This is a genomic window from Desulfosporosinus orientis DSM 765 (assembly GCF_000235605.1).
GTDB lineage: Bacteria > Bacillota > Desulfitobacteriia > Desulfitobacteriales > Desulfitobacteriaceae > Desulfosporosinus > Desulfosporosinus orientis.
The window spans coordinates 3,271,189-3,287,062 of the sequence record NC_016584.1 but is presented as its reverse complement, the minus strand read 5'-3'; the positions used below and the strand labels follow the sequence as shown (position 1 = coordinate 3,287,062).

Sequence of the window (15,874 nt, the reverse complement as noted above, 5' to 3'; positions counted from 1 at the left end):
CGGCTAATTTCTTTTAACGTTTTGAAGGTTTGCGACGTCGGGTTATTACATTCATGTTTCCCCCCGGCGTTGCAAAAAAAACAGAGAGCTGGAAACCCCAACTCTCTGTATAATCCGATATGTCTTCTCTCGCAACTAGCGAGTGTAGTAACCTCGCGTTGAGCAAAAGCCAATTAATTTACAGCTACCGTGATCCTAATTAATTCGTTCGCTTCTACTTGTGAATCATTCATCCTATAAGCAGTAATGACTGTTGTACCTTTTGCAGTACCGGCTTTAATTGAAGAGCCATCCTCAGCAATAGTTGCAATCGCCGAATTATCGGTCTTCCAAGCAAGCAGGCCTGCAAGTTTAAATCCACCAGTATCTATCCCTTTGACAGAAAGAACAAGTTTAAGTTTATTATCATCTTTTTTTAATGTCAGAGGGGTTAACGGATCGCAGATAATTCCGTTGATTTTGCATTGGATTTGAGAGCGGATAACAGACATTGCCACGGCTTTTTCAGCGGCATTCGATGGATCAATAACCGCCCCTACTTTACGTTGCGTTTCAACAAGTAAATCTATATTCCAGCCAATATCTGCGAGCTTTTGATCAAAGACGTGGTACTTACTATTCGCAGGATCTGCAACATTGTGCAAGGCTGTTTTCAGCCATTCAACTAATTTATCCTTGATTTCTGTACTAGAACCCCCTACAAGGCCTAATAAAGCAGATGGATTTTTTTTAATTTCTTTTTTGATCTCTTTTTGGAGCTCATCTTGCGTAGCCATCATGAAACCATAGAATAATTCTTCTTTAAAGTCATCTCCGAAAAGCGTTCTAAATGTTTTCCCATTCTCGGTTTTAAACTTTACGAGTGCTCTTTCTATAGTAGCGTTGTCATCAGAATAGTGGATTGCTTGAAAACCTTGGAGGGACTTGATGATTGCCGCTTTTGCATCAGCTCTCGTAACACCTTTTGCTTGAAATTTTGCAACGACTTGATCCGTCAAAAGTCTATCGGCGGCACTGCTTAAAGTCCCATCTTGCACTGCAGTCAAGAGGTTTGATCTGGCTTCATTAAGGGAAGCTTTTTCACTCGGATTAAGATAGCCACGGAAGGACATAATTTCAGTTACGATTTGATCAAGAGTTGCCGTATGTGACGAACCTCCGCTTGCATCTGAGTTAATTACTGTTACTGTACAAGTGGCTGTCTTTCTTCCATCCACCGTTGTTACGGTAATAACTGATGCCCCTGCACTGACACCTACTACTTTGCCGTTTGAGTCTACCGTTGCTATGGCTGGATCGCTCGAATTCCAAGAGACATTTTTATTAGTAGCATTGGTCGGTGTGATAGTGGCACTTAAAGTTTCATTAGCACCTACGTTTATGGTTGTAACATTTTTATTTAAGCTTACTCCTGATACAGTTATCGGTGCGGCTATATCTTCAAATGTCCGGTTATATTTTGTGGCGTATGTTTTTGCGGTAGATGGGTCATAGCCTATAATCTTTGTTGCGACTGGAATTGTGTATGCACTATCAAATATTGTTGTTGTTGCCGAGTTAAAGCTAATACTAGTTAAGCCACTGCAACCGGAAAAAGCACTGTTGCCGATATTTGTTACTCCTTGCGGTAGGCTAATAGTAGTTAAGCCTCCAGGACACGCTATTAAAATAGTCCCTGCTTTGTTATAAAGCACACCGTCTATACTTTCGTATTTCAAATTATCAACAGCTACTGTAATAGTAGTTAAGCCTGTGCAAAAGGAAAAAGCCCCCTCGCCGATACTTGTTACTCTTTGCGGAATGCTAATACTTGTTAAACCTGTGCAACCGGAAAAAGCATAGTCGCCGATACTTGTTACTTCTTGCGGAATGCTAATACTTGTTAAACGATAGCAACTGGAAAAAGCATGATCGCCGATACTTGTTACTCCTTGCGGAATGCTAATACTTGTTAAACCACTGCAACCGGAAAAAGCCCAGTCGCCAATTCTTGTTACTCCTTGCGGAATGCTAATACTTGTTAAACCTGTGCAACCGGAAAAAGCATAGTCGCCGATACTTATTACTCCTTGCGGAATGCTAATACTAGTTAAGCCACTGCAACCGGAAAAAGCACTGCCGCCGATACTTGTTACTCCTTGCGGAATGCTAATACTAGTTAAGCCACTGCAATCGTAAAAAGCACCGCTGCCGATACTTGTTACTCCTTGCGGTATGCTAATACTAGTTAAGCCACTGCAATCCCAAAAAGCACAGATGCCGATACTTGTTACTCCTTGCGGAATACTAATACTAGTTAAGCCACTGCAATCGCCAAAAGCATAGTCGCCGATACTCGTTACTCCTTGCGGTATGCTAATACTAGTTAAGCCACTGCAACCGGAAAAAGCACCGCTGCCGATACTTGTTACTCCTTGCGGTATGCTAATACTAGTTAAGCCACTGCAACCATAAAAAGCCCAGCTGCCGATACTTGTTACTCCTTGCGGTATGCTAATACTAGTTAAGCCACTGCAACCGGAAAAAGTACTGCCGCCGATACTTGTTACTCCTTGCGGTATGCTAATACTAGTTAAGCCACTGCAACCGGAAAAAGCACCGCTGCCGATACTTGTTACTCCTTGCGGAATGCTAATACTAGTTAAGCCACTGCAACCGCCAAAAGCACTGCTGCCGATACTTGTTACTCCTTGCGGTATGCTAATACTAGTTAAGCCACTGCAAGTGGAAAAAGCATAGTCGCCGATACTTATTACTCCTTGCGGAATGCTAATACTAGTTAAGCCACTGCAACCGGAAAAAGCATAGTCGCCGATACTTGTTACTCCTTGCGGAATGCTAATACTAGTTAAGCCACTGCAATCGTAAAAAGCACCGCTGCCGATACTTGTTACTCCTTGCGGTATGCTAATACTAGTTAAGCCACTGCAATCCCAAAAAGCACAGATGCCGATACTTGTTACTCCTTGCGGAATACTAATACTAGTTAAGCCACTGCAATCGCCAAAAGCATAGTCGCCGATACTCGTTACTCCTTGCGGTATGCTAATACTAGTTAAGCCACTGCAACCGGAAAAAGCACCGCTGCCGATACTTGTTACTCCTTGCGGTATGCTAATACTAGTTAAGCCACTGCAACCATAAAAAGCCCAGCTGCCGATACTTGTTACTCCTTGCGGTATGCTAATACTAGTTAAGCCACTGCAACCGGAAAAAGTACTGCCGCCGATACTTGTTACTCCTTGCGGTATGCTAATACTAGTTAAGCCACTGCAACCGGAAAAAGCACCGCTGCCGATACTTGTTACTCCTTGCGGAATGCTAATACTAGTTAAGCCACTGCAACCGCCAAAAGCACTGCTGCCGATACTTGTTACTCCTTGCGGTATGCTAATACTAGTTAAGCCACTGCAAGTGGAAAAAGCACCGCTGCCGATACTTGTTACTCCTTGCGGAATGCTAATACTAGTTAAGCCACTGCAAGCGGAAAAAGCATAGTCGCCGATACTTGTTACTCCTTGCGGTATGCTAATACTAATTAAGCTTCTGCAAGCGGCAAAAGCATTATCGCCGATACTTGTTACTCCTTGCGGAATGCTAATACTAGTTAAGCCACTGCAATCCCTAAAAGCACTGTCGCCGATACTTGTTACAGGAAATCCACCTAATGTACTTGGTATTGTAACAACCCCTCCAGCCCCTTTGTACCCCGTAATCTGGACTTTGCCATCTGTTACAGTGTAAGTATAATCTCCGTCCTGTGCTGCTTGTACTTGACTGCTACAACACAATAAAATAGCCATCATCATTATGCCGATAAATAATGTATTTACTTTGCTAATTTTAAGTATTCTCATGAAACTCCCTCTTTCAAATTTTTAAATCAGCACACTTGCAGAACATTGTTACCTCCTCACTTCATTCAATGACGTAGCTGTGCTCGACTCACTGCATTAGGTATAGGCATCTGTTGTGTTCGCAACAAAGATTATGATCGGTACTGACTTGTTGACAGTCGCCGTACATGTCGCAGTTTTACTTCCGCTGGTTGTAATGACGGTAATTTCATGTGCCACAATCAAATCAATGGACATAGATTAATTACCAGATTCACCCTTTTATTCAATTATTTCCTATATGTAATTATATGGCTTATCCAACATTTGCGCCCCGGTAGTTCCTACAGTTGTAATTTTTATATTTCTATGATTCACTACTAAGATGTTGCGTCCTACAAACGACAGATCCTGTCTTTAAATCAATGTCGTGGCGGAGGCCATTTGTACTAAAAACCCTAAAACGCTTGCCAAGCCGATAGCCAGCATGTGCAGAATAGTCGTTGCCATTTTTTACGCATGTCGTAAATTATCCCTTCCTTAAACATTCGATTAAATTTCAATAAGTTGATTTAAATATCTGTCTTGAAAAGACTGACGTAAAAAAGCAGAGAGCTGGAACCCCCAACTCTCTGTATAATCCGATATGTTTCTCCCGCAACTTGCGAGTGTGATATACGCATTGAGCCAAATCTATATTAATTTACAGCCACTGTGATCCTAATTAATTCGTTCGCTTCTACTTGTGAATCATTCATCCTATAAGCAGTAATAACTGTTGTACCTTTTGCAGTACCTGCTTTAATTGAAGAGCCATCCTCAGCAATAGTTGCAATCGCCGAATTATCGGTCTTCCAAGCAAGCAGGCCTGCAAGTTTAAATCCACCAGTATCTATCCCTTTGACAGAAAGAACAAGTTTAAGTTTATTATCATCTTTTTTTAATGTCAGAGGGGTTAACGGATCGCAGATAATTCCGTTGATTTTGCATTGGATTTGAGAGCGGATAACAGACATTGCCACGGCTTTTTCAGCGGCATTCGATGGATCAATAACCGCCCCTACTTTACGTTGCGTTTCAACAAGTAAATCTATATTCCAGCCAATATCTGCGAGCTTTTGATCAAAGACGTGGTACTTACTATTCGCAGGATCTGCAACATTGTGCAAGGCTGTTTTCAGCCATTCAACTAATTTATCCTTGATTTCTGTACTAGAACCCCCTACAAGGCCTAATAAAGCAGATGGATATTTTTTAATTTCTTTTTTGATCTCTTTTTGGAGCTCATCTTGCGTAGCCATCATGAAACCATAGAATAATTCTTCTTTAAAGTCATCTCCGAAAAGCGTTCTAAATGTTTTCCCATTCTCGGTTTTAAACTTTACGAGTGCTCTTTCTATAGTAGCGTTGTCATCAGAATAGTGGATTGCTTGAAAACCTTGGAGGGACTTGATGATTGCCGCTTTTGCATCAGCTCTCGTAACACCTTTTGCTTGAAATTTTGCAACGACTTGATCCGTCAAAAGTCTATCGGCGGCACTGCTTAAAGTCCCATCTTGCACTGCAGTCAAGAGGTTTGATCTGGCTTCATTAAGGGAAGCTTTTTCACTCGGATTAAGATAGCCACGGAAGGACATAATTTCAGTTACGATTTGATCAAGAGTTGCCGTATGTGACGAACCTCCGCTTGCATCTGAGTTAATTACTGTTACTGTACAAGTGGCTGTCTTTCTTCCATCCACCGTTGTTACGGTAATAACTGATGCCCCTGCACTGACACCTACTACTTTGCCGTTTGAGTCTACCGTTGCTATGGCTGGATCGCTCGAATTCCAAGAGACATTTTTATTAGTAGCATTGGTCGGTGTGATAGTGGCACTTAAAGTTTCATTAGCACCTACGTTTATGGTTGTAACATTTTTATTTAAGCTTACTCCTGATACAGTTATCGGTGCGGCTACGATTTGCACTTTGTAAGTCGTTGTCTTAGCACCAACTGTGATAGTTAAAACCTGATCTGTTGTCGCTACTGTACTGTTGAAGCCCGTTATATTCGCAGTAGTTATAGGCTCTACCTTAGTGCTACCATCGCTATAGGTCCCAGTCACTACTAATCCACTTATATCTAATGTATCGCCTACTGTATAGTTTAATTTGGTAGCTGGAGTAGTTATGGCTATACTTTGCAGGGTTATCGGTGCGGCTATCGTCCACTTTGCATAGAGTGTAATATCTGTTGTTCCTATGTTAAAGGTATCTCCTACAGTATAGCTTACGCCTGTCCCATCAGTTTTTGTATTCCACCCTGAAAAAGTATAGCCTGTCTTGGTAATAAATCCGGTATTTCCTAGTACTGTTACTTCTTCATTAACTAAGTATGTTCTACTATCTATTGGTGCTGTTCCTCCAGTACTTCCATTTCCATTGTAAGTTACAGTATAAGTTGCTATCCCAAAAGGTTCTGTTGGATATCCATACCAAGGATTGGTAAATCCCTTCTTGCCAGCAAGGTAGTAAACTTTGAAGCCCGAAGCACAATTGTAAAACACGGTAGATCCCATAGTCGGAGCATTCCCAAGGAACTTTACCGAAGCCAGGCTGCTGCATTCATAAAACGCACACCAGCGAATGCTGGTTACACTGCTTGGTATTGTCACGCTTGTCAGACTGCTGCATTTATAAAACGTCTGGTCGCCAATACTGGTTACACTGCTTGGTATTGTCACGCTCGTCAGGCTACTGCATTCATAAAACGCACCCCAGCCAATGCTGGTTACACTAGTAGGGATTGTCACGCTCGTCAGGCTGCTACATCTCCGAAACGCCCAGACGCCAATACTGGTTACACTGCTAGGTATTGTCACGCTCGTCAGGCTACTGCAGTCAAGAAAAGCTCCCCAGCCAATGCTGGTTACACTGCTTGGGCCAGAGAAAGTTACGCTTATCAGGCTGCTGCAGGAAGCAAAAGCATATTTGCCAATGCTGGTTACACTACTAGGGATTGTCACGCTCGTTAGGCTGCTACTAGAAAACGCCTCTTCGCCAATGCTGATTACACTACTTGGAATTGTCACGCTCGTCAGGCTGCTGCACCAAGAAAACGCATTAGATCCAATGCTGGTTACACTGCTTGGAATATTCACGCTCGTCAGGCTGCTGCATTCATTAAATGCCTGGTCACCAATGCTGGTTACACTGCTTGGTATTGTCACGCTCGTAAGGTTACTGCATTCATTAAACGTCTTGTAGCCAATGCTGGTCACCGTATATACATCCAGTGTTGCTGGGATAGTAACATTACCTCCTGAACCTGTATACTTTGTAATTGTAGCATTAGTACCGGTCACCGTGTAGAGGTAATCACCGGATGTAAGTGCAAGTGCTGTTTGTGGCTTAACCTGAAAAATTAGTACTGTGATTAAAATTAAGAATATTGATTTTAATGTTATGAACGCTGTCTTTTTCACCTAACAAACCTCCTTCTTCGTATTAATTAAGATAATCCTTATCCACTTTTGTACTTAACCTTTTATATCATTCTTTCGTATAGGCATCTGTTGTGTTCGCCAAACAAAGATTATGATCGGTACTGGCTTGTTGACAGTCGCCGTACCTGTCGCAGTTTTACTTCCGCTGGTTGTAATGACAATAATCTCATGTGGCACAATCAAATCAACATGGATTAATTACCAGATCCTCCCTTTTATTCGATTATTTCCTATATGTAATTATATGGCTTATCCAACATTTGCGCCCCGGTAGTTCCTGCAGTTGTAATTTTTATATTTCTATGATTCACTACTAAGATGTTGCGTCCTACAAACGACAGACCCTGTCTTTAAATCAGTGTCGCGGCGGAGGCCATTTGTACTGAGAACCCTAAAACGCTTGCCAAGCCGATAGCCATGCATGTGCAGAATAGTCTTTGCCATTTTTTACGCATGTCGTAAATTATCTGTAAGCGGTGGAACAAATAGCGTTGCCTAAAAGTTAGCCCCGATTTTCATCATTTGAAAATCGGGGCATCATCATGAGTTTAACCTTTTAAAAAAATCCTTCGCTTGCGACATCCATTATGTAGTTGTACTGCTTGCGGATAAGCTTAACGAACTCAGCATTAGACAGATCGTTATACCGATTGGTTCCTTCTTCAACGAGACAATCAAAGATGAGTTCAGCATAATCTCTGTCTTCCTTAACCATCTTCCGGTAGCGCTTTTCAATCTCATAGGGAAAGTCCAGCCAATAGGTTATGTCGTCGATTTCTCCATCTAGAAACGATTTCGTCATAGTCATGACGTAGTTAATATTCGGTATTCCCACTTTGCTCATTTCCTTCCTTGGTCTCTCTCATAGTTTTCTTTGCCTGACATGCTGCGGGAAGCTTCTCCGACCATGGCATACAATCATCCAATACTTCCGGTGTGTTATGAAAGTCCAGATTAGGAAGACTTCTAAAGAGGTGAACCAGGTATTCATACGGATCTAGGCCATTGGCTGTAGCTGTGCTGATGATACTAAAAACTAAGGCACTGGCTTCGGCACCCTGTGGAGTGTCGGAAAAGAGGAAGTTCTTCCTTGCCACCGCTACGACTATTATCGCATTCTCCGACAAATTGTTCGAGAGGGGAATGCGCCCATCCTGCAGAAAATTTGTGAAGGACTCTCTGTGATTCAGAGTATACTTGATGGCTTTCTTTAAAGGGTCTTGGTTGGTCGTCACTTTTTCTGCCCACGCAAAAAAGGCATTTAGAACAGGAACACTCTGTTCTAGACGCTTCTGTTGTCGCTCTTCAGGGCATAGCTCTTTCCACTGCTTCTCCAACTTAAAGAGCTTGTCGCAATACGCTCTTCCCTTAGCACCGGCTGAGCCTGGGATTTCCTTTTTGCTGCTGCTCAGGGGAATGGCGTCCAGATAGTATCGTCTGAGGTGGGACCAACATAAACAGCGTATGATGTTTTCTACCCTTTCGTACCCAGCGTAGGCATCTGAAACTAAATAACCAGAGAAGTTCGCCAGAAATTTTTTGGCGTTTTCGCCTGCTCGGGTCCGAGTGTACTGAAACAAAATGACCGGTGGCCCCTTACTTTGCTCGTTACGATACAACCAAAAGTACGACTTGCTGGAGGCCTTTCGGCCCTTCTAATTTTTCCACTTTCCCGTTAACTATTTTTTGTTGATAAATGAAAGCCCACCACCTCTTTATTAAGCGATGGGCTTTTCTCTACATTTTCTTAAATGAATTATTTCATTGCAGCCTTCGCTAACCCTTCGATCCACTCTTGATGAGCATTAATCATGGGGTTTGGTTTTTGGACTGCCATATCTTTAGCGGGTTTTCCAATTTGTGTTTCTTGTGTAAGGATTCGCACTCTCCCTCCGGAAAGACTTTCGAATAACCATGCATGATGAACATCTAACTTTTCATCTTCTGAACCTTCACACCATCCATGCCATGCAATACGAGCTGGTTTTCCATTTACTGGTGGCACATATTCAGTTACTTCAGCTTCTACAATTAAATCAAATGTAGTAAAACGGAAACGAGCTCCTTCAAATAATTCAGGTCCTGGTCCATTGTAGAAATGTATATCTGATGCATTGCTGTAGTATTTTGGCCATTCTGATGTTTTACTAATATATGGCCATACTTGCTCTGCAGTTAGACCTGCTACAATAATTTCATTTGATGCATAGTTATCTGTTGTCCCTGGTAAATAGCCCTCCGGCCAGTAAATATAATTCATTAATTTGTCCTCCCTGATTTCATTTAACATTTTAGTTTTTGACCACACCGATATAATAATTCATATCAAACGATTGAGCAAGTACTTACTTTTTTCTCATGTACTATCGTTTTTTACAGTGTAAAGACCGTTTTAGTAATTCTCCAATCTACATCTTATTGGCTTGTTAAATATTTTTCCCTTTGCATTTTTTTCAGCCTACTGATATATTGATATCTACACTACAATTAGGTATGTACTTTAATTTTTATTGTATACAGTTATCTTTGATAGTTTGAGTATTAACTGGAGGTTTATATGGCAAATGTACAAAACAACTATGGTTGTGCACTTGAACTAACCATGGACTTAATCGGTGGGAAGTGGAAATTAATCATACTTTGGCATCTTCTTGATGGTTCTAAACGCTTTAATGAATTAGATAAATTAATGCCAACAATAACGCAAAAAATGCTAACAATTCAACTAAGAGAGTTAGAAGAAAAAGGATTGGTTCATCGAAAAGTTTATCCTGTTGTCCCACCTAAAGTAGAATATTCGCTTACAGAATGTGGACGCAGTCTAGATAATATATTGAACGATTTGTATGCTTGGTCTAATACTTATGCAAATGACCATAACATACGTATATCTTGCGAAGATAAATAGTAAAATTATGACCACTGGGGGTAAGGTACATGAGGGCCTATGGTACGTTAACATTCAGGGATAATAGCGTAACCTTAGTTGAGGGATGTTCAGGGATTATTACCAATATTATCGGGCTTTGAGGGGGAATTAATATTGGCTAATCCTGACGCTCCAGCACTTCAATCTGGCAAGGCACATATCTGTGCAGCGGCGTAGCTGCAAATTTATCACGGTGGGTGTTCTTAGTCAAGCGGTTAACATTAACCCCGTATACTTCCCCATTGTATTCCAAACCAAAACCATGCGGTATTATTACCTGTCCCGGCCTGGTATCATCGGTAATTTCAACCTCAATTGCAGCACTTCCGGCTTTAGTCGTAATCAGCGCCATTGAGCCATCCCCCAATCCAAGTTTCTCCCCATCCAGTGGATTTAACGCCAAGGTACAGGCTCTCTTCCCTTCATTCCAAGCTGGATTTCGCATTATTGTATTAGCGTTGGTAGATGTGTGCCTTCCTGCCATTAAAATCATGGGGTATTGATCATCTGCTTGCAGAGCGACAGCTTCCTTTTCAGGAGTTACCTCCTGCATCCATTCAGCCATTTCCGGAATCCATAGGTTAATCTTGCCGTCCTCTGTCTTTAAAAACTTGAAATTTTCTTCAGGGTTGATTTGTCCAAGCCAAATTCCTTCTGGGTGATCTAGTAGGGCTTGGAAGATCTCTTCACCCATAAACGGACCTTTTTTAAAACCTGCTCTGACAGCGTTTTCACGGCTTTCTTTGGGCATTTTCTGTAACAATCCCCACAAAGCGGCGAGATTAGTGGAACCTAGGGCTGGACCTAGTGTTTTACCTAAAATGAAGGGTATCAAATCTGCCGACTGCGGGTTGGCCTGCAGGTATTGCATGAGCTCTAACCCATACTCCAGCCTATTCCCAGCTTTCTCGTAAAGAGCATCTGGCAACTCGGGTATGATCCCTAAAGCATCGGCTATCCTCAGATGAATTTCGGATGCCTCTAGGGCTTCTCCTTCTTGTGTAATGAGCGGACGCCTCATCTGGAAAAATACACCTGGGAGCGTCCATGAAAAGAAAGAGCTGTCCCATGATTCAAAAACAGACCGTGATGGCAAAACATAGTGAGATATAGCCGCCGTTTCGGTCATGGCCAATTCACAGGTCACTAACAAATCAAGCCGCTGGAAGGCTTCTTCGTATGCACTAGTATCAGCATACGAACGAAGAGGATTGGATTGGAAGCATAGCACAGCACGAATGCGCTCTGGGTGATCTGATATGATTTCCTCGGGCAGTACATTAGGTGGGAAATACCCCAAGATACTGGGGAATCCGGTTGTAACTGTATTCCAATTACTATCTTTGCGTTCATCGCTATGGGCTCCCATTGGCATAAAATGGCCTGGTATTAGGTTTGTGCCGGGTAACCCAATCTGTCCGCAAATCCCCATCAGGACCATAACCAGGCAAGATACCAAGGTACTATGTCGGTTCATTAACACCCCCAAGTCAGTGTGTACTCCTGTTTTTCGAGTAGCCATCAAATAGGCAAAATCTTTTACCTGCTGGTAATCCAGTTCGCATATTTTTAGGGCCGTCTCTATGTCAAAACTGATAAAGAGCGGCTTAATTTGCTCAAAACCACTAACATGCTCGTCAAGATAATCCTGGTTTTGCCAACCTTCTTGAATAATCATCGCAATGATAGCTTGGAGGAGCAGTGCGTCGGTTCCCGGGCGTACTGCAAGATGGATATCGGCAATCCTTGCTGTTTCTGATTTGCGCGGGTCAATAACTGCCAAAATCTTGTTGGGATTTTTGGAAAACTCCCGTAACACCAGAGGCGCTCTGGGCATCTGATGGCTAACCATTCCGTTCCAGCCAATCGATACCAGCATTTCGGCATGCTCCTCATCTGGCACCGTGCCCAGATACTGACGTCCCAAACAACGGCCTTGAGCCCAGTAATATCCTGTCAATTCCTGGGCAAGGGCACCATAATGATAACGTGAACCCAGCGCCCGGAGCAGCCGAATGCCAAAAGCAGCTTCAAAATGGGAGGATTGTCCGCCCCCTCCCATATAGGCTATGGAGCGCGGGCTATGTTCAGTTTTGATCTCCCTTAGCTTGGCTGCAATTTCTGAAATTGCTTGCTCCCATGATATTCGCACAAATTCACCATTTACTTTTTTTAAAGGATATTTCAGGCGTTGGTCATGGTGCTGGTAATAAGCCAAATTCATACCTTTACGGCAAATATAACCCTGGCTTTTGGGGTTGCTTTTATCACCCCGTACCTGAATAATATGGTTGTTTTCGATTAATAATTCCACACCACAATTCTGAGCACATAGCGCACATCCGGATTTAAACCATTCTTTCATACTCAAATCCCCCTCTTTCTTAATAAAATAACTCCTCAATACATCCGAAAGCTAGACGCAATACGGTGTTATTCAGGAAAATCTGTGACCCAGTGCTTGGGAAGGAGCAGTACATAAAGCTTTATCCGAAGCAATTACTTCATGAAGTTTATCCCCAGATTCGGGTTCTTGGTAAAGGGGCCGTCCTCATTATTCCAGACATTAATATCAAAATTCCCTACGAGACCTCGACCCGAAAGGGAAACCCCATACTAGGGAACGTTTATTACTCATATTGGCCATTACAGGCACTTATGAGAAACTGGCTGTTGAGGATAGCGTAATCCTTACGGAGGAAGAATACCGGCAACCTTAAAAATACTTTTTAGAACGATTATTCTAATATCAATAAAAAAAATTCATTTATTCAGCAGTGCTAAGGAAAAATCTGCTATACGATGTAATTTCTCTTTGCTAGCTGAGGTTCTTGCAAGTAACCGAATCCCCAGCAAAGTATTGTGCAAACTCTCTGCCAAAACTTCAGCATCATAATCACACGAAAATTCTGCAAAGCAATCTTGCGTTTTCAAAAATACTGTATGCTTATCACCAAAATTATCATATAAACTTCTAAAATGAATTCCCATATGCTCTACCAGGTCACTCATAGATGTCTTTTCATAGCTTTGTTTCCAAATAATTCCATGGCTTATAGAGAACTACACTTTCTTCAAATTCCTTGCTACGTCCCATTATTTTCCTCCTGTTATTTGTAATAGTAACATTTCAAGAACGATCGGTCAAGAATTATGTTAATGGTCACTTATTGCGCTTATTTTTTAATATGGGTTACAAAATTGATAGTTACATAATTTAGATAAATCAAAAAATGAAGTGAATTCAAGGCGGCTATTTTAAACCACATGGAACTTAGTAAGGTGCAACTGGCGTGGTGATTTACTCGACGAGGCGCACGAAATATGCCAACTAAGCAGCAGAGGTGCTAGACTCTACTCAGTTAAAAAAAGAATTCAGGCTCCTTTCGCTTTTGACACGTTTGACTTAGCCATATAGCAACATCTTTGAATGTGCCAGTTTTGACCGTTCGTGCATTTTCGGGACACCTTTTTATGCAAGCACAACAGTGGAGGCATTTTTCCTTATCAATCATAGTACTGTTTTTATAATCGATAGCACCAACAGGACACACCTGGGCACAAATCCCACATTGCGAACAATTATCGTTAATTGCAATAAAATCAACTGGAGAAATCTTTGCCTTAGGTATTTTATAGGGATGATTACCAGGTACAGTTATACTTGAATTATGATCAATTGATGAAATAGACAGTATTTTTTCAATAACTTTTTGCCCAAGTAATTCTGCCATATTTAAGTCAGCAGCATCAGGTCGAGCTACGGCAATAGGCGTTTCGGCATTAGAAAAGGAGTGTTCCCCGACATATGCTGCACCGGCGATCGGTATACATCCCTGTTTTATCATCGTATCTTTGAGTTCGAGAAGTGCATCCTCATACTCGCGATTACCATAAACAACGATACACACGGTAGGCGTGTTATGAGCTTTAATCTTATGTATCCAGTCAATTGCTATAGACGGTACTCTACCGGAATAAACCGGCACTCCGATAACAAGTAATTCATCTTCCGATGTTTGCAATTGCTGTTTTCTTGTCTCTGGTCTAGTAATATCTACAAGTTCCACATCGCTTTGGTTAATTCCACGTGCAATTCCTTCAATAATCCTTCTTGTTGTTCCCGTTGGCGAAAAATAAACAAGTTTCAGCGATTTTATTTTCATACCATACCCCTCCTATGTAATGATGTTGCCCTTAGCTTACCGCCAAGGTCCTTCGTACAATACCCATACAGGGTATTTGGTAAATAGCTTTTCGTTTATGATGTAATGAAAGATGGCTGAAATAAAATAGGTTGTGGAGTTCCTTTACACTTAGTTGAGATGGTTCTTAATAGTGTATAAGTAACTTCAAACATTCATATTTGCGCCTTGCTAAGTTCAAGAAGAACATGCGGTTTGAAATCTGGCTGTCAAGTACCGAGTCTTAGCGTTAGGGGATCACCGGAGGTGGACCTTCTAGCCAGAGAGCGTTGGGTGGGCGAAGTGGGGATGGGAATAAACTATATTGATAATCTTCGGGTAAATAGGTACTTCCCTTTTTATAAATAGTCAAGTATGCCTACCGTCTTTCGGGAGATGTATTAGAATTTTCAAAGGATACCGTTGATGTGATGGTTCAAATATTTGGTCTGACCCTGAAGCTAAATTAAAATAGACATCGTGAATAACACTAACAAAGAGACTCGCTTGCCACTAATGCCAGACGATGTGTGAATCTTTTGTTTTTATTTGCAGTCCGAGGTAAGTGAATGCGAACATGTCTCTATCCAAAAACAGACTAAAACGACTTAACACCTACAAGACCATAGAAAACATCAGCGATCTCTAACTCCATGCTTAATTTAAGCCCTGAAGATTTAAGAAACTCCACTGCTTCTTGTTTATCAATCCTATGGTCTATTGGCGGCCCAACTTTAGTCGGCTTCTTCTCCCAGTCAATTATCGCTAGACGACCCGCAGGTTTTAGGATCCGGTTTGCTTCTCTAAGGAACATTTCCTTATCTACTATCTCATGCAATACAGTGACAATTAACACAAAGCTTACAGACTCATCCTGGAGCTTGAAATCATATTCTTCTGTCTCGACGACAACAATATTGGAAATACCGGCACTCTCTGCTCTCTTTTCAACCTCAGTCAGCATCTCTTTAGAGGTATCCAAAGCATATACTATGTTTTCGGGTGAAATCATTTCCGCTGCCGGAACTGAGAAATAGCCGATACCACAGCCTACATCGGCAACAACATCCTCTGCCAAAAGTCCTAGTTTCTCAAGTATAGGTTTCGGTAGAAGAACCTGCCTTCGCCAATCATTATCGAGTTTGTTTTTATGAGCAGGATTAAACTTATGCATTATTGATATCCTCCGTTTTTAAAGTTTTTTTGCATGATAATGTTGGCATTATACCGGTCAACCATCTCGGTCAAAGTCTGATACTCATGGATAAATATGACCATTTTTATCAGCAAATCCGTAATAGGTTGCTAAGCGGATAAACCTTTTTTTCAGCCTCATACCCGCTAGTTCCATTTTGTCAAATAAAAGATTTTATTTAATTTCGCTCCTTTAAAATATTTTTATATATTACTTTACACAAAACAATCTCCCTGCAAAAC

9 protein-coding genes and 1 pseudogene are annotated in these 15,874 nt (G+C 41.6%); 1 reads left to right on the top strand and 9 read right to left on the bottom strand.

The annotated features are described in order from the left end of the window. Positions 1-173: 173 nt before the first annotated feature. The 5 genes and pseudogenes from DESOR_RS28170 to DESOR_RS15315 form a co-directional block, all read right to left on the bottom strand. Positions 174-3,857 carry a leucine-rich repeat protein gene (locus tag DESOR_RS28170; RefSeq protein ID WP_014185491.1) on the bottom strand — a complete coding sequence of 1,228 codons (3,684 nt, stop codon included), beginning with the start codon at positions 3,855-3,857 and terminating at the stop codon, positions 174-176. A gap of 677 nt (positions 3,858-4,534) precedes the next feature. Then, positions 4,535-7,303, bottom strand: a complete 2,769-nt coding sequence (locus tag DESOR_RS30030; protein ID WP_014185490.1) for a leucine-rich repeat protein — start codon at positions 7,301-7,303, stop codon at positions 4,535-4,537. A gap of 577 nt (positions 7,304-7,880) precedes the next feature. Beyond that, on the bottom strand, positions 7,881-8,168 hold the full coding sequence (locus DESOR_RS15325) for a hypothetical protein (RefSeq protein ID WP_014185489.1): 288 nt from the start codon (positions 8,166-8,168) through the stop codon (positions 7,881-7,883). Further along, positions 8,140-8,967 (bottom strand): annotated as a pseudogene (tnpC, locus tag DESOR_RS15320) (IS66 family transposase); the annotation flags it as partial. The gene DESOR_RS15325 and the pseudogene tnpC, both read right to left, overlap by 29 nt. A 113-nt stretch (positions 8,968-9,080) precedes the next feature. Then, positions 9,081-9,584 carry an SRPBCC family protein gene (locus tag DESOR_RS15315; protein ID WP_014185488.1) on the bottom strand — a complete coding sequence of 168 codons (504 nt, stop codon included), beginning with the start codon at positions 9,582-9,584 and terminating at the stop codon, positions 9,081-9,083. Between the two features lie 297 nt (positions 9,585-9,881). Between DESOR_RS15315 and DESOR_RS15310 the strand changes: the two genes are divergently transcribed. After that, positions 9,882-10,232, top strand: a complete 351-nt coding sequence (locus DESOR_RS15310) for a winged helix-turn-helix transcriptional regulator (protein ID WP_014185487.1) — start codon at positions 9,882-9,884, stop codon at positions 10,230-10,232. Between the two features lie 139 nt (positions 10,233-10,371). On the opposite strand, the gene DESOR_RS15305 is transcribed toward DESOR_RS15310, so the two are convergent. From DESOR_RS15305 to DESOR_RS15285, 4 genes are all read right to left on the bottom strand, one after another. Next, positions 10,372-12,618, bottom strand: coding sequence for a molybdopterin-containing oxidoreductase family protein (locus tag DESOR_RS15305; protein ID WP_014185485.1), 2,247 nt, complete (start codon positions 12,616-12,618; stop codon positions 10,372-10,374). Positions 12,619-13,016: 398 nt separating this feature from the next. Then, entirely contained in the window at positions 13,017-13,265 is a 249-nt protein-coding gene (locus DESOR_RS15295) for a hypothetical protein (RefSeq protein ID WP_052304317.1), read from the bottom strand. 350 nt (positions 13,266-13,615) lie between these two features. Then, positions 13,616-14,419 (bottom strand): EFR1 family ferrodoxin, encoded by an 804-nt coding sequence (locus DESOR_RS15290; protein ID WP_014185484.1) that lies wholly within the window; start codon positions 14,417-14,419, stop codon positions 13,616-13,618. 616 nt (positions 14,420-15,035) lie between these two features. Beyond that, positions 15,036-15,611 carry a class I SAM-dependent methyltransferase gene (locus DESOR_RS15285; protein WP_014185483.1) on the bottom strand — a complete coding sequence of 192 codons (576 nt, stop codon included), beginning with the start codon at positions 15,609-15,611 and terminating at the stop codon, positions 15,036-15,038. Positions 15,612-15,874: the final 263 nt, after the last annotated feature.